The 22635-nt window shown below is 47.1% G+C and carries 23 protein-coding genes and 1 riboswitch; of the genes, 17 read left to right on the forward strand and 6 right to left on the reverse strand.

Features of this window, described 5'->3' with window-relative positions; genetic code table 11:
• From GQ671_RS01230 to hfq, 3 genes are read left to right on the forward strand one after another with little or no spacing between them, the layout of a single operon-like run.
• The gene (locus GQ671_RS01230; protein WP_160651501.1) at positions 1-876 is read left to right on the forward strand and encodes an alpha/beta fold hydrolase; all 876 of its coding nucleotides are present in this window, start codon (positions 1-3) and stop codon (positions 874-876) included.
• Positions 869-1810, forward strand: a complete 942-nt coding sequence (gene miaA, locus GQ671_RS01235; RefSeq protein WP_160651502.1) for a tRNA (adenosine(37)-N6)-dimethylallyltransferase MiaA — start codon at positions 869-871, stop codon at positions 1808-1810. The genes GQ671_RS01230 and miaA overlap by 8 nt, the downstream gene beginning before the upstream one ends.
• Positions 1803-1997, forward strand: a complete 195-nt coding sequence (hfq, locus tag GQ671_RS01240) for an RNA chaperone Hfq (RefSeq protein WP_160651505.1) — start codon at positions 1803-1805, stop codon at positions 1995-1997. The genes miaA and hfq overlap by 8 nt, the downstream gene beginning before the upstream one ends.
• 31 nt (positions 1998-2028) lie before the next feature.
• On the opposite strand, the gene GQ671_RS01245 is transcribed toward hfq, so the two are convergent.
• Positions 2029-2514, reverse strand: coding sequence for a glutathione peroxidase (locus GQ671_RS01245; RefSeq protein WP_160651507.1), 486 nt, complete (start codon positions 2512-2514; stop codon positions 2029-2031).
• 136 nt (positions 2515-2650) lie between these two features.
• On the opposite strand from GQ671_RS01245, the gene hflX reads away from it, so the two are divergent.
• The 3 genes from hflX (at position 2651) to GQ671_RS01260 (ending at position 5472) form a co-directional block, all read left to right on the forward strand.
• A complete protein-coding gene (gene hflX / locus GQ671_RS01250; RefSeq protein ID WP_160651509.1) occupies positions 2651-3889 on the forward strand; it encodes a GTPase HflX in 1239 nt (412 codons plus the stop codon).
• Positions 3890-3893: 4 nt separating this feature from the next.
• Positions 3894-5144, forward strand: coding sequence for a methionine gamma-lyase family protein (locus tag GQ671_RS01255; protein ID WP_281354825.1), 1251 nt, complete (start codon positions 3894-3896; stop codon positions 5142-5144).
• Positions 5145-5235: 91 nt separating this feature from the next.
• Entirely contained in the window at positions 5236-5472 is a 237-nt protein-coding gene (locus tag GQ671_RS01260) for a hypothetical protein (protein ID WP_211364870.1), read from the forward strand.
• A gap of 190 nt (positions 5473-5662) precedes the next feature.
• On the opposite strand, the gene GQ671_RS01265 is transcribed toward GQ671_RS01260, so the two are convergent.
• The 3 genes from GQ671_RS01265 to GQ671_RS01275 form a co-directional block, all read right to left on the reverse strand.
• Positions 5663-6970, reverse strand: a complete 1308-nt coding sequence (locus GQ671_RS01265; RefSeq protein ID WP_160651516.1) for a nucleobase:cation symporter-2 family protein — start codon at positions 6968-6970, stop codon at positions 5663-5665.
• A complete protein-coding gene (locus GQ671_RS01270) occupies positions 6970-7554 on the reverse strand; it encodes a xanthine phosphoribosyltransferase (protein ID WP_160651520.1) in 585 nt (194 codons plus the stop codon). The genes GQ671_RS01265 and GQ671_RS01270 overlap by 1 nt, the downstream gene beginning before the upstream one ends.
• A 78-nt stretch (positions 7555-7632) precedes the next feature.
• Positions 7633-7734: riboswitch (purine riboswitch) on the reverse strand.
• Between the two features lie 100 nt (positions 7735-7834).
• A complete protein-coding gene (locus GQ671_RS01275; protein WP_160651523.1) occupies positions 7835-9556 on the reverse strand; it encodes an ABC transporter ATP-binding protein in 1722 nt (573 codons plus the stop codon).
• A gap of 354 nt (positions 9557-9910) precedes the next feature.
• Between GQ671_RS01275 and GQ671_RS01280 the strand changes: the two genes are divergently transcribed.
• From GQ671_RS01280 to GQ671_RS01295, 4 genes are all read left to right on the forward strand, one after another.
• Positions 9911-10633 (forward strand): GntR family transcriptional regulator, encoded by a 723-nt coding sequence (locus GQ671_RS01280; RefSeq protein ID WP_160651526.1) that lies wholly within the window; start codon positions 9911-9913, stop codon positions 10631-10633.
• A gap of 177 nt (positions 10634-10810) precedes the next feature.
• Positions 10811-12388, forward strand: a complete 1578-nt coding sequence (locus GQ671_RS01285) for a PTS transporter subunit EIIC (RefSeq protein WP_160651529.1) — start codon at positions 10811-10813, stop codon at positions 12386-12388.
• 34 nt (positions 12389-12422) lie between these two features.
• Positions 12423-13802 carry a sulfatase family protein gene (locus GQ671_RS01290; RefSeq protein ID WP_211364871.1) on the forward strand — a complete coding sequence of 460 codons (1380 nt, stop codon included), beginning with the start codon at positions 12423-12425 and terminating at the stop codon, positions 13800-13802.
• A gap of 23 nt (positions 13803-13825) precedes the next feature.
• Complete coding sequence (locus GQ671_RS01295) at positions 13826-14767, forward strand: formylglycine-generating enzyme family protein (RefSeq protein ID WP_160651535.1); 942 nt, start codon at positions 13826-13828, stop codon at positions 14765-14767.
• Between the two features lie 122 nt (positions 14768-14889).
• Here the strand turns inward: GQ671_RS01295 and GQ671_RS01300 are convergent, their stop codons facing one another.
• On the reverse strand, positions 14890-15756 hold the full coding sequence (locus GQ671_RS01300) for a 2-dehydropantoate 2-reductase N-terminal domain-containing protein (RefSeq protein ID WP_160651538.1): 867 nt from the start codon (positions 15754-15756) through the stop codon (positions 14890-14892).
• 92 nt (positions 15757-15848) lie between these two features.
• Between GQ671_RS01300 and panB the strand changes: the two genes are divergently transcribed.
• The 4 genes from panB to GQ671_RS01320 are packed head-to-tail and all read left to right on the forward strand — an operon-like array spanning position 15849 to position 18932.
• Complete coding sequence (gene panB / locus GQ671_RS01305) at positions 15849-16655, forward strand: 3-methyl-2-oxobutanoate hydroxymethyltransferase (RefSeq protein WP_160651542.1); 807 nt, start codon at positions 15849-15851, stop codon at positions 16653-16655.
• Entirely contained in the window at positions 16655-17518 is an 864-nt protein-coding gene (gene panC, locus GQ671_RS01310; protein ID WP_246153078.1) for a pantoate--beta-alanine ligase, read from the forward strand. The genes panB and panC overlap by 1 nt, the downstream gene beginning before the upstream one ends.
• Positions 17493-17894, forward strand: coding sequence for an aspartate 1-decarboxylase (gene panD, locus GQ671_RS01315; protein ID WP_160651549.1), 402 nt, complete (start codon positions 17493-17495; stop codon positions 17892-17894). The genes panC and panD overlap by 26 nt, the downstream gene beginning before the upstream one ends.
• Before the next feature lie 48 nt (positions 17895-17942).
• Entirely contained in the window at positions 17943-18932 is a 990-nt protein-coding gene (locus GQ671_RS01320) for a CAP domain-containing protein (protein ID WP_160651552.1), read from the forward strand.
• 331 nt (positions 18933-19263) lie between these two features.
• On the opposite strand, the gene lexA is transcribed toward GQ671_RS01320, so the two are convergent.
• Entirely contained in the window at positions 19264-19878 is a 615-nt protein-coding gene (gene lexA, locus GQ671_RS01325) for a transcriptional repressor LexA (protein ID WP_160651555.1), read from the reverse strand.
• Between the two features lie 139 nt (positions 19879-20017).
• Between lexA and GQ671_RS01330 the strand changes: the two genes are divergently transcribed.
• The 3 genes from GQ671_RS01330 to tkt all read left to right on the forward strand — a co-directional run bounded on the left by GQ671_RS01330 (position 20018) and on the right by tkt (position 22574).
• Complete coding sequence (locus tag GQ671_RS01330) at positions 20018-20266, forward strand: hypothetical protein (protein WP_160651558.1); 249 nt, start codon at positions 20018-20020, stop codon at positions 20264-20266.
• A gap of 72 nt (positions 20267-20338) precedes the next feature.
• Entirely contained in the window at positions 20339-20575 is a 237-nt protein-coding gene (locus GQ671_RS01335) for a DUF896 domain-containing protein (RefSeq protein ID WP_160651561.1), read from the forward strand.
• Between the two features lie 13 nt (positions 20576-20588).
• Positions 20589-22574: a transketolase gene (tkt, locus tag GQ671_RS01340; RefSeq protein WP_160651564.1), complete on the forward strand. Its 1986-nt coding sequence runs from the start codon at positions 20589-20591 to the stop codon at positions 22572-22574.
• Positions 22575-22635: the final 61 nt, after the last annotated feature.

Genomic DNA, 22635 nt, shown 5'->3' on the forward strand with positions numbered 1-22635 from the left:
ATGAAGATCAGCGAAGAGATGATATACAACCAGGGCCGCCACATAAGAACCAGAATATTTTCTCCGGAACAGCCTATATGTGCCATCCAGCTCCTCCATGGCATGGCGGAGCATATGGGACGCTACAGCGAAATGATGACATGGTTCGCCATGAATGACTGCATGGTCATCATGCATGATCACCGTGGACATGGGGAAGATGATCAGGATCTTGGTCATTTTGACAACTTCAACCTGCTGGTGGAAGATGCGCTGGCTGTTTCAACGGTCATTCCGGATGATCTGCCGAAGTTCATTCTGGGACACTCGATGGGTTCCATCGTTGCCAGACGACTGCTTGAGCGCAGGGTTTATGATGGCGGCATCATCGTCGGCACCGGCAGCAAGGATGCCTTCATCGATCGGATATCCTCAAAAATGCTTGGTTCACTTGCCAATGCAGCACCGAGGACAAGATCGAAGGTGATCAACCGGCTTGCTTTCGCGGGCTATGACCAGTCATTTCCGGGAACCATGAAGAACCGCTGGCTGTCTGAAGATGATGGCAAGGTGGAACAGTACAACAGGGATGACTATTGCGGATTTCTGATGAGCAACCGGGCACTTGCAGAAATTGTGCATCATATCCAGTACAGCCAGAAGCAGGGGAATCTGAAACAGCTGGATTACAATGTCCCCATCCTGCTGATCGGCGGCAAGGAAGATCCTTTCTCAAACAGGGGAGAGGATATACGAAAACTGGCGCGCATCTACCGGAACTTCGCCGATAGCGTTACTGTACAGCTCTATGGCACAAGCCGGCATGAAGTGCTTTTTGAAAAAAATCGTGAACAGGTCTACAACAGACTGGTGGAGTGGGTGATGAGACATGTCTGAAAAGAAGAAGCTGCTTATTCTGGTGGGGCCGACCGCAATCGGAAAGTCATCACTTGGAGTCGAAATTGCGAAGCGGTTCAATCTGGAAATCATCAGCGGGGACTCGATGCAGGTATACCAGGGAATGGATATTGGTACAGGAAAGATTACAGAAGCGGAGATGGACGGCGTTCAGCATTATATGATCGACGTCATGCCGCCGGATACCGCTTTTTCGGTGCACGATTTCCAAAAGCATGTCGATGAGGTCATCGATGAATTCCATGAAGCGGGGGATATCCCCTTTATCGTCGGTGGTACCGGACACTACATCCGTGCACTTATCTACGGCTATGAGTTCAACGATGAGGATGATGCGGAAAAACGGGCTTTGACAGACCGGCTGGAGCAACTGGGCTCTACCATCCTTCACAGCCGTCTCAAAGCCGTCGATCCGAAGCTTGCACAGGAAATCCACCAGAACAACCGCAAGCGTGTCATCCGTGCACTGGTCAAGCATGAACTGAGTAACCGCATCAGCAGCAGAGAGGGCCCCGGCTACACAGATGAGATGAAATATGATACATTTATAGTAGGATTGACACGTGATAGAAAAGCGATGCATGAGAACATCAATGCTCGTGTCGAAAAGATGTTCGAGATGGGGCTTGAAGATGAAGTCCATGCACTGATGAGTAACAGTTCCCTATCCAGAACGGCGGGTGCCGCCATCGGCTACAAGGAGTTTCTGCCATATTTCAATGGCGATGCTTCTCTTGGCGATGTGAAAGAAACCATAAAACAGCATACCAGGCAATATGCCAAACGACAACTGACTTTCTTCAGGAATCAGCTTCCCGTGAATTGGTACGATCTTGATTCAGTGAATACGGATACTATATTTGAGGATATATATCAATTCCTACACACGAAGGAGAGAAAGAAAAATGACTAATGGTGATCTGCAGGAAAAGTTTCTCAGTGAATTCAAGGAGTCGGAAGTCGAAGTGACCGTGTTTCTGGTAAATGGGTTTCAGATGCGGGGGACTGTGATAGACTTTGATAGATTTGTCATACAGTTGAAGTCGGGCGGCAAGGATCATCTGATCTACAAGCATGCCATCAGCACTTTCACCAAATAGCAGAAAGCATCCCATCTGATGGGATGCTTTTTTAGCCTCTGAGCACTCTGATCAGATCATCTTCGAATGTAAGCGGGGATTTCCGAGGGGGCAGGCGTTTCACGATTCTGCCTTCCCTTGAAATCAGGAATTTTGTGAAGTTCCACTTTACGCTGCTGGTCAAAAGACCGGTCTTGCTTTCGGTCAGGTGTCTGAATAGGGAATGGATGCTGTCGCCTTTGACATGCACCTTCTCCATCACTGGGAAGGTCACCCCGTATTCTCTATAGTAGTGGATCTTTGCCTCTGATGCATCGAGCGGTTCCGAATTCATAAAATCGTCTGAAGGAAAGACAAGTACGACGAATCCCTCGTCCTTGTACTTCTGAAAGAGAAACTCAAGTTCCGACAGCTGGTTGCAGAGAGCGCAGTCGCTCGCTGAATTGACGATCAGAATGACCTTCCCTTCAAAGTCTTTCATCTGCATTGGTATACCGGCGTCATCATGCACTGTAAAATCATATATGTGTGTCTTCATGTTCCAGGCCCCTTTCTAAAACGACAAACACAAATATATAAACCATTTAGACAAAATAAAGGCAAGCTAAACACGAATGGCAATAACTGTTCCATAAGAGGGTATGGAATGGTAAAGCAGCCGAGGAGGTACGCAAATGTCAAAAACGTATAAAGGTGTCATCATTTCAGTGAATACACAGAGAAGAAAAGACGTCCAGTCGGAAGTGGAAGAGCTTCGGAGTCTGGCGGAATCGGTGGATATCGAGATCATCGGTGTCCATGTACAGAACCGGTCATCAGCAGATCCGAGATCATATGCCGGTACGGGCTTCCTGTCGGAAGTACGTGAATCGTACGATGAAGACGAAGTGATCGACTATACGATCGTCAACGATGAAATCACTGCCAGTCAGAACCGGTCGATAGAAACGATCATGGATACGAAGGTCATCGACCGCACACAGGTCATTCTGGATATTTTCAGCCTGAGGGCCATGTCGAAAGCAGGACAGCTTCAAGTAGAACTGGCCCAGCTGCAGTACCTCGTGCCACGGTTGAAAGGCCAGGGGATCAACCTGTCGCGTCTTGGAGCGGGCATCGGGACTAGAGGTCCCGGGGAAACGAAGCTTGAAACCGATCGAAGGCATATCAACCAGAGGATCAAGGAGATCAGGAAGCAGCTCCAGGTCGTGGAGTCCCACCGCGAGCGGTACCGTGAAAAGCGGAACAGGAACCAGGTGGTCAAAGTTTCGCTCATCGGCTACACCAATGCCGGCAAATCATCGCTATTCAACGCCATGGCAAAAAGCGATACGTATGAACAGAATGCACTTTTCGCCACACTGGATCCAAAAACGCGGCAGATCACACTGCCGTCCGGCTTCGAATGCATCCTTTCCGATACCGTCGGATTCATCCAGAACTTGCCGACAACCCTTGTCGAAAGCTTCAAATCGACATTGGAGGAGGCGGCGGACAGCGACTTCCTGATCCATGTCATCGACAACAGCTCGGAGAACCTGCAGACGCATTACGATACGGTCAGAAGTCTGATGAAACAGCTGGATATGGAGCATATTCCATCGATTGTATTCTTCAACAAGACGGATATCGATGATTCCGTATACTACACACCGAGTGAACCGCATGCATATGTCAATACCGGGATGCCGCCGATGGACATCCTCCGCATACTTGAAGACTTCATGAAAACCCACATGGACAAGTATGAAGCAGAACTGCCACTGTCCGAACCGCAGAAGATCTATGATCTCAAGCGGTATACGATTGTGGATGAACAGGTGCTTGATGATGATACGGAAACGTACAGAATGACCGGTTATGAGCCGCCAGGCGCATGGAGTAATAGAATTTCAGGAAGAAACGAGGAATAGCTGCTTGGAACATACAGAGATAGAAGCATTGGTGGAAGCGTCCATCGATGAGATCGAACCGATCATGAAAAAGAATAAAAAAATTGCACAAAGAAATTTCAACAAGGTGATGAATGCATTCCATGCCAATGGTGTGGCAGAAAGCGACTTTACCGGTACAACGGGATATGGATATGATGATACCGGCAGGGACAAGCTTGAAGCAATCTACCGGTCGGTATTCAGGAGCGAGGATGCGATTGTCAGAAGCCAGATCATCTCAGGTACACATGCAATCAGCCTCGTCCTGCTCGCCCTGCTTGAAAAGGATGATGAACTCATCTATATCAGTGGTGAACCATACGATACACTGGAGAAGGTCATCGGCAATTCCGCCCGGGACATCGGCAGTTTGACCGAGAAGGGTGTCGGATATAAGTCGATTGATCTGGTGGATGACCAGTTTGACGAAGCAGCCATCATGGCCGCCATTACACCGAAAACCAGAATGATTGCCGTGCAGCGATCACGCGGCTACAGCATGCGCAAGTCAATCGGCATCAGCGAGATGGAAATAATGATCCAGAAAATAAAAGCACAACATCCCGACATCATCATCTTTGTCGACAACTGCTACGGCGAGTTTGTCGAGACAAGGGAACCGATAGAAGCAGGTGCCGACGTCATTGCCGGCAGCCTGATCAAGAACCCGGGTGGCGGCCTGGCCCGCATGGGTGGCTATATTGCTGGTAACAGCGATCTTGTGACACGCATCAGCTACCGTCTGACTGTACCCGGAATCGGCAAGGAGATGGGTGCCAGTCTCAACGCACTTCAGGATATGTACCAGGGCTTCTTCATGGCGCCGCATGCAGTCATCGAGAGCCTGAACGGTGCCGTCCTGACAAGCCACCTGCTGTCAAAAGCAGGGCTTAAAACAGATCCGGCATCTGCCGCTAGGCGCACCGATCTGATACAGAGTGTATCCTTCAATACGCAGGAAGAGATGATCACATTCACCCAGATGATTCAGAAAGCCTCACCCGTCAACTCGCAGTTCCTGCCAGTGCCAAGTGATATTCCAGGATATGAGAATCCTGTGATCATGGCCGCAGGGACATTCATACAGGGTGCCTCACTCGAACTCAGTGCCGACGGTCCGATACGCAGTCCATATACCGTATTCGTCCAGGGCGGCCTCGTCTTCGAGCATGTCGTCTACGCACTGACCACCGCACTCGGTGAAATGACGGAAAAAGAAATGATAGTATTGTAGACTCCAGGGGAACCTGGAGTTTTTTTATTAGCAAATGAAATAAATCGATCAGGGTATAGGAATAAAAAGTAGATTTTTAAAGTTATTAAAGATGAGTAATATAAATCAGATTGAATCAGAAAAAGGGGACAAGACAATGATGTATTTGGAATTGATGCTGCCGATCATTTTTCTGACAGTCATACTGCTGTTTACAACCCGGTCCAAGCTCTTCAACAGTAATGGAAAAAGTATGAAGCATTCGAGTGCGGACATCTTTCTCAAGTCTGTACTTGGTCTTGAGATTGCTGTTGTGGCGGTGCTGCTGATCGCCAGCAGTATGGGATGATTAGCTGGATGCTTCTGTTGATAAATGCATTGACAGTCAATTCATATGTTGATAGTATGAATTGTAGCGACGAACTGAATAGATACCTTTTCGGCATACCATTCGGCCCAGGCATTACGGTTTATATGGGAGGATAATCAGAAAACGACCCGTCAGCACTAGCTGACGGGTCGTTCATTATGGATGGCAATTATTGTGTGATCTGCTCACTTTCAAGTGATGTCTGTCTGATGTTTTCGCTTCTAAGATTGAATACAAGATTCAGGATGATGGCAGTGAGACTGCCGAGCACGATGCCGCTTTCAGCAATGACACCGAAGGTTGAAGGAACGATTGCGAACAGCTCAGGGACTGCAGTGACGCCGAGACCCATACCGATTGAAATGGCAACGATCATCAAATTGTTCTGATTCTCGAAATCGACTCTTGAAAGCATTTTGATGCCGTATGAAATGACCATGCCGAACATTGCGAGCATTGCACCACCGAGTACAGGTGTTGGGATGGCCATTGTGATGGCACCGATTTTTGGCACAAGTCCAAGCAGTATCAGCATGACACCGGCAATGTAGATGATGCGCTTGTTTCTCACGCCGGACAGTTGGACGAGTCCGACGTTCTGGGAGTATGTCGTGTAGGGGAAGGAGTTGAATAGGCCGCCGAGGATGATGGCCATGCCTTCTGCACGATAGCCGCGCTTCAGATCCTTCTCTTCGATATCCTTTTCACAGATGTCCCCGAGCGCAAAGTAGACGCCTGTCGCTTCAACCAGTCCGACAACTGCGACGAGCATCATCGTCATGATCGGCACCAGATGGAATTCCGGCATGCCGAAGAAGAAGAAGTGGGGCAGGTGGAACCATGATGCATCACGTACTTCAGTCATATTTACCATACCGAAAAATGAACTGATGATGGTGACGATGACGATACCGCTCAGGATGGCGATGGATTTAAGGAACCCTTTGCCGAATCTGAAGAGGATGAGGATGACGGCAAGTGTACTGAATCCGAGTGCGAGATTTAAACCGGAACCGTAGTCCGCACTGCCCTGACCACCTGAAATATCATGCATGGCGACGGGAACGAGGGTGATCCCTATGATGGTTACAACTGTGCCAGTAACGACTGGCGGGAAGAAGCGGATTATCTTGCTGAAGTATTTTCCGATCAGCAGGACGAAAAGTCCGGTGACGATGATGGCGCCATAGATTGATGTGATGCCGTAAGTATTGCCGATGGCGATCATCGGCCCGACAGCAGTGAATGTACATCCGAGGACAACGGGCAATCCGATGCCTGAGAACTGGTTTTTCCAGACTTGCAGAATGGTTGCGATACCGCACATGAAAATATCTATGGCAATCAGATACGTCAGTTGGGCGGATGTGAGTCCGATGGCGCCTCCGACAATCAGTGGAACGACGACTGCTCCTGCATACATGGCGAGTACGTGCTGGAACCCGAGTGACAGCTGTTTTCCTTTTGACATCTGCATTATGCATTCACCTCTGATAGGAAGTTGATTTCTCCATTGGAGAGGGAGGCGATGCGCGCGAGGGATTCAACATGATAGCCTCTATCCTTCAGCTTCTGCGGACCACTTTGGAATGATTTTTCGATGACGATACCGATGCCTGCAACTTCAGCACCAGCCAGATGGACGATATCGGCGAGTGCATTCGCGGCTTCACCGTTAGCAAGGAAGTCATCTATAATGAGCACAACATCTGATTCATTGATGAACTTGTCGGCAACAGCGATAGTATTTGTTTCTTGTTTAGTATATGAATAGACCTCTGCAGTAAGCAGATTCTCGTCCAAGGTCAGCGATTTTCTTTTCCTTGCGAATACGACCGGAACACCGAGAGAGAGTCCCGCCATCACTGAAGGCGCGATGCCTGAAGATTCAAGCGTCAGTATCCTCGTAATGTTTTTTCCTTCGAATCTTTCTTTGAACGCCTGGCCGATCTCAGCCATCAGTTCCGGATCGATCTGGTGATTCAGAAAGTGATCCACTTTCAGTACCGTGTCCGATAATGCGACACCTTCGTTCAGTATTTTTTCCTTGAGCAACTGCATGAACAACACCCCAAAAAGTATTTTTAAAACAAAAAAACTCAAAGCACACATCATGAGATGAGTATACTTCGAGTGTATCCACGCAAGTTACTCACCCATAGTCAGGACGTTTACGGTGTCCCGGTAGAAACTTGCAGGCCATATCCCCGCGATTATATGAGTGCTTTGTATTTAAGATGTAGATAATCATAACATAATAAACGAACTTTTCAATACTATTTTTGACTGAAGTTCACATTTTAGTTTAAAAGTACAACGTTTTTGTGATTTAGTTCGGTTTTTATGTCGTCTGATACGTAAACTGGGCATCGTGCAGTGATCTGTAGATGCCGTCCTTTTTCGCCATCAGTGCTTCATGGGTGCCGTTTTCCGAAATGCCTTCTTTTGTCACGACCATGATACGGTCTGCATTCTTTATTGTGGCGAGCCTGTGCGCAATGACAAGTGTCGTCCGGCCTTCGGCCAGACGGTTCAAGGCAATCTGGATCTGTACTTCCGTTGCGGTATCAAGTGCGCTCGTCGCTTCATCAAGTATGAGAATCGGCGGATTTTTCAGGAACATGCGTGCAATGGCGATGCGCTGTTTCTGTCCACCTGAGAGTTTGACGCCACGTTCCCCGACAACCGTATCAAGACCATCACGGTAGCTGTCGACAAGTTCTTTCAGCTGCGCTTTTTCAAGTGCTGCATATATTTCCGAATCGTCTGCATCCGGCTTGCCGTATGCCACGTTATCCCGGAGTGTACCTGAAAACAGGAAGACATCCTGTTGTACTGTTCCAATGTTTCCTCTTAATGAAGCGAGTGTATAGTCGCGGATATCCGTGCCATCCACCTGGATCGAGCCTTCCGTTACATCATAGAACCTCGGCAGGAGGGAACATAAAGTCGTCTTTCCTGCACCACTTGGTCCAACAAACGCAACCGTTTCCCCAGGATTGATGGACAGCGAAACATTGTTCAGGACCGTCTTGTCTTCATAGGCGAAAGTGACGTCATCATAGATGATATGACCTCTGGCGGAATCGAGTGGTACTGAATTTTCATGATCCTGCACGTCCGGCTCTTCACGCATGATTTCGGTAAAATGGTTGAAACCGGCGATGCCGTTCGGATAGAGTTCGATTACAGCATTGATCTTTTCGAGCGGTTTGAACAGCATGTTTGAAATCAGGATGAACGCGGCGAACTCGCCGAACGTCAATTCACCATTCATAGTATAGTACGCACCTGCGATCAGGATGAAGACGGTGACGAGACGCATCAGCATGTATGTACTGGATGTATTGAATGCCATGATCTTATAGGCTTTCAATTTTGTTTTCCGGAACGACTCGTTCAGTACTCTGAAGCTGTCGTATTCACGTCCTTCATTGGCAAACGCCTGTACCAGCCTGATGCCGCCGATCTTGTCCTCGATCATATGGTTGAAGTCCGATACACGACCGAAAAGTTCCCGGAATGCGACGGTCATCTTCTTATTGAAGTAGATGGCGATCACCAGTATGAGCGGCACGATGATGAATGAAATGATTGCCAGCTGAGGGTGGATGGCAAACATGATGCCGAACGCGCCGAGCAGGGTCATGATCGCGATGAAGAGATCTTCAGGACCATGGTGGGCCATCTCACCGACATTCATCAGATCGTTGGTCAGTCGTGTCAGCAGCTTGCCGGTTTTGGTGTTGTCGAAGAAACGATAGGATAAACGCTGGATATGACCGTAGAGATCATTGCGTATATCCCGCTCTATGTTCGTCCCGAGCATGTGTCCATAGTAGGTCACGACGAACTGCAGGAACGTATTGAGCATATAGATCAGGATGAGTCCGACAGCTGCTATGACGATCCATTGCCAGTCGCCGGATGGCAGGAGCCTGTCGATGAACAGATTGACGATGAGCGGAAAGCCGAGTTCAAGCAATCCGACAACAACTGCGCAGAAGAAGTCCGTAAAAAATAGAAGTTTATACGGCGCATAATAGGAAAAGAAACGTTTCAAATGGTGTACCTCCAGTGCTTATATGATTACATTATGTATGAATTACTTATCGATTATACCATGGCGGCTATCATTACGGAGTCGGTCCAAAGTCTTTAAATTATAGATAGACTATACTCAAACCTCACTGAAGAATTTTCATATTTGGAATGCTTGTTTAGGTATACAGCCAAAGGCGTATACTTGGTCAATTGTGTTATTCTAAATATAAATACATCTTCCGGTAAGATATTATTACAGTTTAGGCCATTCTGCACTGAACCAACTATGCAGGAAAACTATCTTTTTTATAATGCATACATTATTTGCATTAACAAATTTAATTCTACATCAAAATTTCAGGAGGAGAGACCTTTGTCAAAAGGAGCGAAGAAAATTCCGAAGTACAAGATGATTGAAAATTATATTATGCAGAATATAAAAAGCGGCCACTATGCAAAAGGGCAGCCGATAGAGACTGAGCAAGAGCTTTCAAGAAAATACGAAGTGAGCAGGGTTACAGTGAGACAGGCTACCAATAATCTTGTGGCGAGAGGCTACTTATCACGTAGCCAAGGGAGTGGCACCTATGTTTCAGAGCAAAAAGTCGTTAGTCGGGCAACTACGGTTAAAAGTTTTACAGAAGAGATGAGAGCGATGGGGAAAGAAGTGTCGTCCGAAGTACTGGACTTCAAAGTCATTGCAGCAAGTAAGGAAATTAGTCAGAAACTGAATTTGGAGGTAGATAATCCGGTCTATCATATTGTCAGGCTGAGGAAAGCCGATGGGGAACCGATGATGATCGAGACAAGCTACATGAGTGTACTGAAATATCCGGATCTGACATATGAGCGCCTTTCCCAATCCAAATACAGCTATATAGAACAGGAAAGGAAGCTTACCATCGACCATTCCCACCATATTGTGGTACCGATCATGCCGACTGAAGAAATGATTGGTTACTTTGGATGCGATCCGACGTCTCCAATACTAAAGGTCTTCAATACAACCTTTCTGACTGGCGGCAGTATTCTGGATTATACAGAACTGGTAATCAATACCGAGAAATACCAGTATCAGTCTATAAGGCAAAAATAGAAAAGAAATAGAAGATGCTGACCAATTATGGTCAGTATTTTTTTATTAAATGATAATACAAATTATAATTTGTATTGACAAATATTATTCATTTGCTATGATAAAAATATGAAAACGCTAACAGCTATTTCAACATCAAATTATGGATAGATCCACGAGGATGAAAGGGGATTAATTATGAAAGACAAGTTTATGAGTTTTGCACAACAGCTCGGCAAAGCAATACTTCTACCGGTTGCGATACTCCCAGTAGCAGGACTGCTGCTCGGTATATCAGCTGCATTGTCCGGTACAGCAGTAATCGAGGCGTATCCTATTCTGGATAATACAGTGCTTCAAGCTATTCTGACCATCATGAATGCAGCCGGTTCTGGAGTATTTGATGCTTTACCACTTATATTTGCTGTCGGTATTACTATTGGATTGGCAAGAAGGGAGAAAGGGCCCGCTGCTTTGGCTGCTGTTGTCGGCTACTTCGTGCTGATCATCACCATCAATTCACTCCTCGAAGTTACCGGGCAGCTGGCGCCTGAAGGTACGGATCCAAGAACACTCGGGCAAGGGTCGCAATTTGGTGTTCTGACACTTCAAATGGGTGTTTTCGGCGGTATACTGACAGGTATTGTCACCGGTTTGGTACATAACAGATTCTATAACATAAAACTGCCTGAGTTTCTCGCTTTCTTTGGTGGTTCAAGATTCGTTCCGATTATGAACACGTTTGTATTTCTTATCGTCGGGGCAGTCATGTTCATCATTTGGCCATTCATAGGAAATGGCATCGCAGGCTTTGGAGAGTTTGCCACAGGCCTTGGTACACTGGGTGCATTCCTCTATGGTCTCCTGCTACGCATGCTTTATCTGTTCGGTCTGCACCATGTGTTCTACCTTCCATTCTGGACGACTGCTGCTGGTGGAACGATGGAAGTAAATGGACAGATGGTGGAAGGATTCCAGACAATATTCCTAGCCCAGCTGTCAGACCCTGCAACAACAAAGTTCTACAGTAATCTGGCTCTTTTCAACAGTGGACGTTACTTGCACTTCATGTTTGGCATGATCGGTATTGTACTCGCAATGTACACAACAATACCTAAAGGCCCGAGACGCAAGGCGACTTCAGGTTTCCTGATTTCAATCGGACTGACAGCATTCATTACAGGGGTTACAGAACCCATCTCTTTTGCACTACTGTTTGCGTCACCAATACTTTTTGTTGCAGAAGCGCTGCTCTTTGCTACGAGCTTTGTTGTAGCAAGTCTGTTCAACATCACGATCGGTTCGACATTCTCAGCTGGTGTCACAGAGTTTCTCCTATTCGGTGTTTTCCAGGGGAACGAGAAGACCAACTTCATCTGGGTATTGATTCTGGCCATTCCGGTCATCCTCGTCTACTATTTCGTCTTCAGGACGCTGATTCTGAAACTAAATGCGAAGACACCTGGACGGGATGAAGAGGATATAGAAGAAGCGGAGCACAGCCACAAAGCATCCTATGATTCTGGCAAGGCAGAAACGATTCTTGCAGGATTAGGTGGTCTTGATAACATTACGGATATTGACAACTGCGCAACGCGATTGAGAGTCACTGTCAAAAAGCCTGATCAGATCAACTCGGATACTTTGAAAAGCACGGGCGCGATGAATACGGTTGTTCGTGGAAAATCCATTCAGGTAATCTATGGACCTAAAGTCAACATAGTAAGGAGCGACATCGACGAATACCTTGACAACTCAAACCAACAGATAAAGTAGGATGCAGCGGAGCATCACGGAGAGGAGATCCAATTTGAAGAAAAATATCATCTACATCCATACGCACGATAGTGGAAAAGTGCTGAGTCCATACGGATATGATGTACCGACCCCGTCACTGCAGGCGTTTGCTGAAGAGTCGACGCTCTTCAGGCAGGCCTACTGTGTCGGCCCTACGTGCTCTCCAAGTCGTGCCGGTCTGCTGACAGGCATGTATCCCCACAGCAATGGCATGTATGGACTATCACAACGAGGATTTAAACTGCATGATTATAACCAGCACCTTGTAAATTTTCTGAAATCAGAGAATTATCATACAGTACTATGCGGAATCCAGCATGAAGCGGGTAAATATACTGATCATGAAGAAGCAGCGCAAATCATCGGGTACGACAAGAATATTTCCGCCGATAATACGGATTTGACAGAGCGGGAACTGGTCGAATGGGATTATGAAAATGCCTATAGTGTAAGTGAATGGTTGAAAAATGTAGATAATGACAAACCATTCTTTCTGTCCTATGGACTTTTTGCAACACATCGTAAATTCCCTGAAGAAGGATTTGAAGGTCGACAGTTCGATTCGAAATATGTAATGCCGCCGACGCCACTTCCTGAAAACGAGACGGTTAGAGATGACTATGCCGGGTATCTGCGGTCTGCAACATGGTTCGACCGATCTTTTGAAGTCGTTATTGGCACTTTGAAAGCGGAAGGACTATATGAGAATTCCATCATCATCTTTACAACCGATCATGGGCTTGCCTTTCCATTTGGAAAATGTACACTGTTCGATTCAGGCATCGGTGTCTCGCTCATCATGCGTGTACCGGAAAGCGTGATGAATGGTGAAGTGGTAGAGGGAATGGTTTCCCAGATTGATATATTCCCGACCCTCTGCGAGCTGATCGATGTGGAACAGCCATCCTATCTTCAAGGTGTCTCTTTTGCAGACATGTTCAAGACGAAAGATCTTGAGACACGGGAAGAAGTCTTTGCAGAAATCAACTACCATACTTCCTACGAGCCGGCGAGGAGCATACGGACGAAACGATATAAATATATCAGATTCTTTGACAAAGGCTACTTGAAAGTAAACCGCACAAATATCGACAACTCCGAAAGCAAGGCCTTCTATCATGAAAACGGGCTGGATCAGGTTGCAAAACCAGAAGAAGGCCTGTATGATCTGCTCTATGATACAGGTGAGAGAAACAACCTTGCAGAGGATCCGGAATATCTGGAAGTGCTCGAGGATATGAGGCGTCGTCTGAACGCTTATCAGAAAAAAACGGATGACCCGATTCTGAATGGTCATTTCGATATCAGACCAGAGTGGAAGGTCAATAAGAAAGAAACGTATAATCCGAGTTCGAAGGATCCCGAGGATTATGAGGTCGGCCAGATCAGATAATTATAGAAGGAATGAAAAATGCCATGGATACTAAAAAAAACTGCTGTGCTGTTTCAAGAGCTACTATTGAGGCAGGCGGTAATATGGAAGCACCGGTCGGATTGAAGAATGACGGACATGCAGTCCATGCTGAAGATATGGTACTGATTCCTGGTGGTGAATTTCTGATGGGAACGGATGATCCGGATGCGAATCCTGAAGATAACGAAGGACCTGTAAGAAGAAGGGAAGTATCATCTTTCCTCATCGATAAATATACTGTCACCAACCGGCAATTCGAGGAGTTCGTCAATGCGACAGATTACCGCACGGATGCTGAAAAATTCAAATGGTCATTTGTATTTCATCTATTCTTGTCAGAAGCGGCAGCACAAGCTGTTACGCAGGCTCCGATGGGTACGCCTTGGTGGCGGGTGGTCGAAGGGGCGGACTGGAGGCATCCGGAAGGTCCGGATTCCTCCATCGACCAGCGAATGGATCATCCTGTCGTCCATGTTTCATGGAATGACGCTATGGCTTACTGTAAATGGTCGGGTAGAAGACTTTTGACAGAAACTGAATGGGAATACGCTGCAAGAGGGGGACTTGAGCAGAATAGATACCCATGGGGGAATGAGCTCATGCCGGATGGTGTACATCATTGTAATATATGGCAGGGCCACTTCCCTGAGGTGAATTTTGAGTCGGATGGATATGCAGGGACTGCTCCGGTGAATGCGTATCAGCCTAATGGCTATAATCTTTATAATATGTCTGGAAATGTGTGGGAATGGTGCAGCGATACATTCTATAAATCTGCACAAGATCCGGCATTCCATCTGACGGCGCAGCCCAGATCGATGCGTGGCGGATCATACCTCTGTCACGAGTCCTACTGCAATCGGTACCGGGTTGCAGCGAGAACTTCAAATACACCGGACAGTTCCACAGGAAATACAGGTTTCCGTTGCGCAATGGACGCTTAAGGTATGTATATACAGCTGTATGAACTAGGAAAGCAGTACCTGGCATTTATAGCCAGGTACTGCTATTTTGCTTTGTACTGCTAATGATTCCGCTAGAAGCTACAAAGTGATATTTCATATTTTCACCTCTCATACTGATAGGCTTCGAGCAGGGCGACGACCATATCGAGCACCGGGGTTTCGAGGTTGCCTTTCTGCTGATGGAGGTATTTCTGGATGAAGGCATACTCTGTTCTAGTGCCTGAAGTGGCATCATAGTACATGCTTGTACCCATTTCACGATTGTAGCTCTTATATATGGAGAGTGCCGTATCAATAAACGCAGTGTCTATAATATTTTCCTTTTGATTGATGATGGCCATCCCTTCTTCGAGTAGTGAACGGGTCAGGTTGACGACGGACTCAAGATCGAAGATCTTTGCAGTATTACCGGATAGGGCGGTGAGTGAATTGATGCCGAGGTTGATCAGCAGTTTTTCATACCGGGCACGCAGGAATGCGTCGGATTTATTTATTTCGAGTTCTGCGTCAGTACTCCTGGCCAGATCCTCCATAAGCGTATCCAGGTGGATGTATGGCCTGTCTTCAATGAGCAGTCGGGCATCCTGGAAGTGTTCGATCATGTCTTCGTGCTTCTGTCCGCTGATATAGACGACTGCGGGCACAGGAGAGTGGAAGAATGCATCAAACCCCATACCGTTTTCACATAGAACGATCTCGGTGTCGTGGTGGCTCATGGCAGGAATAGTGCGGCTCAATGATTCGAGTGCAGTCGCCTTGGTCGCAATGAAGATGACATCGAAAGGGGTCTCTTCATGTTCCTCTATATTTTCAATCTGGTATGGATAGTAGTGCTTTTCTCCATTTTCAAGTATGGTGAAGCCTTCTTTTACCGACTTTCCGAAAAGTGTGGTATCATGATTGAGCTTTTTAAGTTCTCTGGCAATGACGCTGCCGACAGCGCCGATGCCGATGACTGCAATTTTCATATAATTACCTCCTTCAAGGTGGATGTAGCGTTCATAAATAATATGGTAGACTAATTATAATATATAACTTTCGAATGGAAAGGGGCAGCAGCATGAAAGCGACAAGTGATTGGAAACAGATGAAAAAAGAAGGTGAAAAGATCACCATGGTCACGGCCTACGACTACCCGAGTGCAAAGCAGAGCGAATCGGCAGGCATGGATACACTGCTTGTCGGTGATTCACTGGGCATGACGGTACTCGGCTATGACAGTACAGTGCAGGTGACGATGGATGATATGATCCACCATGCCAAGGCGGTGAGACGGGGGGCACCCGACACATATATTGTCGTGGATATGCCTTTCGGCACGTATCATGCCAATGTGGATGACAGTGTGCGCAACGTGCTCGACCTGTATCAGGCGACGGATGCCAATGCCATCAAGCTTGAAGGCGCAGGAGGCATCGATATCATCCGGCGTGCGGTCCAGGCTGGTGTGCCCGTGGTCGCCCATCTCGGACTGACGCCCCAGTCAGTCGGCGTTACAGGGTTCAAAATGCAGGCCTCTGACGAAGCGGCTGCGATGCAGCTGATCCAGGATGCCAAGGCAGTCGAGGCAGCCGGTGCCTCCATGCTCGTACTTGAAGCGATTCCTTCAGACCTGGCTGAAAAGGTGACTTCTGTCCTTGAGATACCGACAATCGGTATCGGTGCCGGCGTCAATGTCGACGGCCAGGTGCTGGTCTATCACGATGTGCTGCAGTACGGCACGGAACGCCTGCCGAAATTCGTCAGACCTTACGCCGACTTCAATACGGCCGGAGTGCAGGGCTTGAGTTCATACGCGGCAGCAGTCAAAGCAGGCGAATTCCCGGACGAGGCGACAACATACAAGAGGAAGGTATTTGAAGAATGATGAAGACAGCAAATACGATCAAAGAAGTGCGCAGTATACTGGAAGAGACAAAAGGGCAGTCCATCGCACTGGTACCGACGATGGGATATCTGCATGAGGGGCATATGGCGCTCGTTCAGGCAGCGCGTGAGCGGGGCGATATCGTAGTGGTGAGCATATTCGTCAATCCACTGCAGTTCGGTCCGGACGAGGACTTGGACAGCTACCCGAGAGATCTCGAACGCGACCTTGAAATCTGTCGTGCGCATGGCGTGGATGTCGTCTTCCATCCGGCAGAGACGGAGATGTATCCGAAAAAACCGGAACTCCTGCTGAACCTCGAAAGCATGGCATCCATTCTTGACGGGGTCAGAAGGCCGGGGCATTTCGAAGGTGTGGTGACGGTGGTGAACAAGCTGTTCAACATCATCCGGCCCGATTATGCCGTATTCGGTGAGAAGGACCGCCAGCAGCTGATGATCATCAGACGGATGACCGAAGACTTCAACCATGATATAAAAATTATCGGTGTGCCGACGGAACGGGAATCGGATGGTCTGGCGAAGAGCAGCAGAAATGTCAACCTGTCTGAAACGGAGCGCGTGGAAGCTGCTGCGATCAATCAGGCGCTTCTGATGGGCCGTGATCTGATCCAGGAAGGTGTCACGGATGCTGCATCAGTCAAAGAACGCATCGAGGCCCATGTTGTGGATCATACCTCAGGTGCAATCGATGATCTGCAGATCTTCACACATCCCGATCTTAATCCTGTTCAAACCATAGAGGGTAATGCTATAATATTCATTGCTGTTAAGTTTGAAAGAACACGGTTAATAGATAATGTGATGGTGATGAAAAATGATCAGAACAATGATGAACGGTAAAATTCACCGTGCAGTCGTGACGGAGGCCAACCTGAACTATGTCGGCAGCATCACGATTGATCCGGTACTTCTTGAAGCGGCGAACATATTGCCGAATGAGTTGGTGCAGATCGTCAATAATAACAATGGTGAACGTCTTGAAACATATGTCATCGAAGGCGAAAGAGGCTCTAACGAAATCTGTCTGAATGGTGCTGCTGCAAGGAAAGTGCAGATCGGTGATGTCATCATCATCATCAGCTATGTGCAGCTGGATGAGTCGGAGCTCGCTGCATTTGAACCGAATGTGGTGATTGTGGACGAACAGAATAACATCGTCGAGCCTAAGTACTTTGAAAAAAGACAAACCGAATATACACATCAGGGAAGTAATTAGACATCTGTTTAATTACTTTTTTTGAACTTTTTTAAAGGAGGTGGATTCATGTTCGGCAAACTTTTCTTTATCATCTTCATATATGTCGTCTCTACGTTTCTTGCACCTGCGGTGCAGTCGTATGATTTCGAGGAGGGTCTCAACCGCAGCTATCTGAATGGCTGGCTTGAGGAACACGTCTATCCGACGTATGATATGAGCGAAATACATGAAGTCAACAGTGAACAGACACAGGAAGTTGCCATCAATCTGGGGAGCCAGTTTGCAGTGGAGGACCAGGAAGTATTGGGGAGCGAGTATGCAGGAGATTTTGTTGTTGAAAATGATTACGGCATGTTCAGGATGCTGCTCGTCAATGAAGGGCAGGTGACCGGCGCCTATACGAACAGTGATGATGTCTCGATCGACACGATCAATATCGAAGGCATGGACCGTGAAAGTGTCAGAAATGTCTACGGAGAACCAGTGGAGTCGATCAAGAAGGGCTGGAAAAGGCTCAGGGTAAACAATGAGGAATATGAGGTCTATGATCTGAAGGACAAGTATGTCTACTTCTTCTATGATCTGCATGATGCAGAGAAGGTGAATGGTGTCCTGATGCTTGCGAAGGATGAGATACGGGCGACTGAAACACTGTATAATCACCCGGCTCCAGAAGACAATTCCAGAATGAATCATCTTCTGATCAATGCAACAAGATACGAGTATGGCTTCAATCCGCTTGAAGCGGATGAGCAGGCAGCAGTTGCCGCACTCGGCCATAGCGAGGACATGGCCGAGCGGAATTATTTCAATCATGATTCACCCGATGGAGAAACGCTGAAAGACCGTATAGAAGCAGCGGATGTGTCATATCGCATGGCTGGAGAGAATATTGCCATGGGACATACATCAACCATCTTTTCACATCATAGCCTGATGAACTCAATGGATCACCGCGTCAATACACTGAAGCCGGAATTCACCCACCTCGGTACAGGTACAGCCTATAATGCTGAAGACATTCCATACTATACTGAGAACTATATTTATAGATGATGTATGATGCTTTAGAGTAAAAGTACTCCATTATGTGCGTTTCAAAGTTCTGGCATGGGGAATCTATTAGTAGACACCACGGGTTTTCTGGAAATGATTATCACCTTTCCCATCACCCATCCTGATAGACCGAAAGAACGAGGGGATGCAGTTGAAGACTAAAACGCAGGAAAACAAAACAAAAGATTCTACAGATATTCTGGAACAGGTAAAAATAATACTTGGTAGATAAATAAAAAAAGTAGCAATGGAACGAATGACAGGATGGAACTGGAAAGGGCATAATAAAAAGGGCGCATATGCGCCCTTTTAGTATGTCCAATTTTTTAGTTTAGAATGAGCGGAACAGTCCGACGACCTTGCCGAGCACGGTTACGCTGTCCACTATGATCGGTTCCATCGATGCATTCTCAGGCTGGAGCCTGTAGTAGCCATTTTCCTTATAGAAGCGTTTGACTGTCGCCTCATCCTCTTCCGTCATGGCAACAATGATATCCCCATTGTGGGCAATATTCTGCTTGCGCACGATGACACGGTCGCCATCATGGATGCCTGCTTCGATCATGCTGTCCCCGGCAACGTTGAGGAGGAAGATTTCACTATTGTGATTCGCTGTGAAATGTTCCGGCAGCGGGAAGTACTCATCGATATTCTCTACAGCTGTAATCGGCAGTCCGGCTGTAACCTTACCGAGTACCGGAACGTGGATGACCGGACTGTACTGGTCATTTTCCTCTGTGATGATTTCAATTGCTCTGGGCTTGGTCGGGTCCCTCTTTATATAGCCCTTCTCCTGCAGTTTCGCAAGATGTCCGTGAACCGTTGAACTGGACTGCAGTCCCACTGCATTTCCAATTTCTCTGACACTTGGCGGATATCCCTTTTCGTGAACGGTAGTCTTTATAAATTGATATATCTGCTTTTGTCTATCTGTTAGCGCCTTCATATATATACCTCCGACTCATTATATATCTGATTCTATCATATATACGAACACGTTACAAACGTTTGTTCGTAATTCCATTGACCCGGAACAGATGTTCTGTTATCATGATGATACAAACATACGTTCCGGAGGAGATTTTATGACAATCAAGGAATTCAAGCTATTGAGTGCGATATTTGCATTTGCGCTGGTTGCCGGTCTTATATTCATGTTCGACTCCCATAAGATAGAGAACACACATTCCAATATTGTGTATATAGATGAGTTTGAAGTTGTAACGGAAGAAGCACCAATGACGGCCGAAAAGGAAACGGATGTTCCGGAGGAACAATACACGGAACGCACACATATCGATCACATGATGGAGATGATCGGGCTGATAGAATGACTGCCAAGTATGAGAATGGTCTCATACTTTTTTTTATGGTAAATTATAAGGGAGTGGACAGGAGGTTTCAGCATGCTTGAAAAAGATAAACTGCAACGCATCAATACCCTGGCTGCCAAAAAGAAAGCAGGCAGCATTGAAAAGAACGAACTGGAAGAACTGAAAGATCTAAGGGAAGAATATTTGAAAAACTTCCGTTCATCTTTCAGGAAGCAGGTCGAAAACACGAAAGTGGTCGACCCTGAAGGCAACGATGTAACACCTGAAAAACTCAGACGTATTCAAGAAGATAAAAATACCAGAGACTAAAGGAGCATTTGAAATGACATTTGATAAGACGGATCAGCTAGCAGTCAATACAATCAGAACACTTTCAATCGATGCGATTGAGAAAGCAAACTCCGGACACCCGGGACTTCCAATGGGTGCGGCACCAATGGCTTATACTCTATGGAGCCGTCATCTGAATTTCAACCCGAACTCCATGGCATGGTTCAACCGTGACCGTTTTGTACTGAGTGCGGGGCACGGTTCCATGCTCATATACAGCCTGCTCCACCTGAGCGGTGCGCTTGAGATGGAAGAGATCAAGAACTTCAGACAGTATGAATCCAAGACGCCGGGACACCCCGAGTTCAAGCATACTGAAGGCGTGGAGATTACAACAGGGCCACTCGGACAGGGCTTCGCGATGAGTGTCGGCATGGCCATGGCAGAAAAGCATCTGGCCGCAAGATTCAATCGTGATGACTTTGACGTTGTGGACCACTACACTTATGTCGTGGCAAGTGATGGCGACCTGATGGAAGGCATCTCCCATGAAGCGGCTTCATTGGCCGGCCACCTCGCTCTCGATAAGCTGATCGTCCTTTATGACTCCAACGACATCTCCCTCGATGGGGACCTCGACAAGAGTTTCTCCGAAGACATCAGAAAAAGGTTTGAAGGCTACAACTGGCATTATATCAAAGTAGACGATGGCAACGATGTCGAGCAGATCGACAAGGCCATCACAGAAGCAAAATCATCCGATCAGCCGACGATGATCGAAGTGAAGACAATCATTGGCTACGGTGCACCGAACAAGCAGGGAAAAAGTGCTTCCCACGGCGCGCCACTGGGTGAAGAAGAGCGCAAGGCAGCGTTTGAGTACTATGGCTTTGATCCTGAAGAGACGTTCAAAGTGGATGCTTCCGTATATGACCGTTTCAGTGAAACAATGAAGCAGAGAAGCAACGAGAAGGAAGAAGCATGGAACAAGATGCTGGAAACGTACAAAGAAGAGCACAGCGAGCTCTACAAGGAACTCGATGATGCCATCAACCATCGTCTTGCAGAGGACTATGATAAGGATCTGCCTTTCTATGAAGCCGGTGATTCAAAAGCGACACGTGCCACTTCAAGTGAAATGATCCAAGTGCTTTCAAACAGTGTGCCGACGCTATTTGGTGGTGCTGCCGACCTTGCAAGCAGTAATAAGACGAACGTTAAAAATGAAGAAGACTTCGACCGCACCAACTATGCCGGACGCAACGTCTGGTTCGGTGTAAGGGAATTCGGCATGGCTGCAGCACTCAACGGTATGGCAGCCCATGGCGGCATCTATCCTTATGGCGGAACATTCTTCGTATTCAGTGACTACATGAAGCCGGCAGTCCGACTCAGTGCACTGATGAAGCTGCCAGTCACTTATGTATTCACACACGATTCCATCGCGGTGGGTGAGGATGGTCCGACACATGAGCCAGTTGAACAGCTTGCGGGTCTGAGAGCCATTCCGAACCTGAACACGATCCGTCCGGCAGAAGGCAATGAAACACGCGCTGCATGGAAAGTGGCTATGGAAGCTGTAGACGCACCGACTGCACTTGTATTGACACGTCAGAACGTTGAAGCGCTCGACGTCCCTTATGAAACAGTGGAGGAAGGTGTGAAGAAAGGCGGCTATCTTGTATTCGACAAAGGTGACGATGCCATTCTATTCGCATCCGGAAGTGAAGTGCCATTGGCAGTCAAAACAGCCGAGCAGCTTGAGGCTCAGAATGTGAATGTCAAAGTCGCTTCCATTCCGAATATGCAACAGTTCCTGAAACAGGACGCGGCATATATCGAAAGTGTAATGAACACACACATCGAAAACAGGACAGCCATCGAAATGGCTGCAAGCTTCGGCTGGCACCGTTTCATCGGCATGAACGGCAAAATCCATGCAATCGACACATATGGTGCCAGTGCACCGGGAGATGTTGTAATCGAGAAGTACGGATTTACCGTCGAGCGTGTGCTGGGTACAGTCCTCGATAAATAATCTGTTGAAAATCACCTGCTTTTAATGTAAACTTTATTATGGTCTACGAAGAAAGAGGTGA

The sequence above is a fragment of the Salinicoccus hispanicus genome (genome assembly GCF_009831115.1).
GTDB lineage: Bacteria > Bacillota > Bacilli > Staphylococcales > Salinicoccaceae > Salinicoccus > Salinicoccus hispanicus.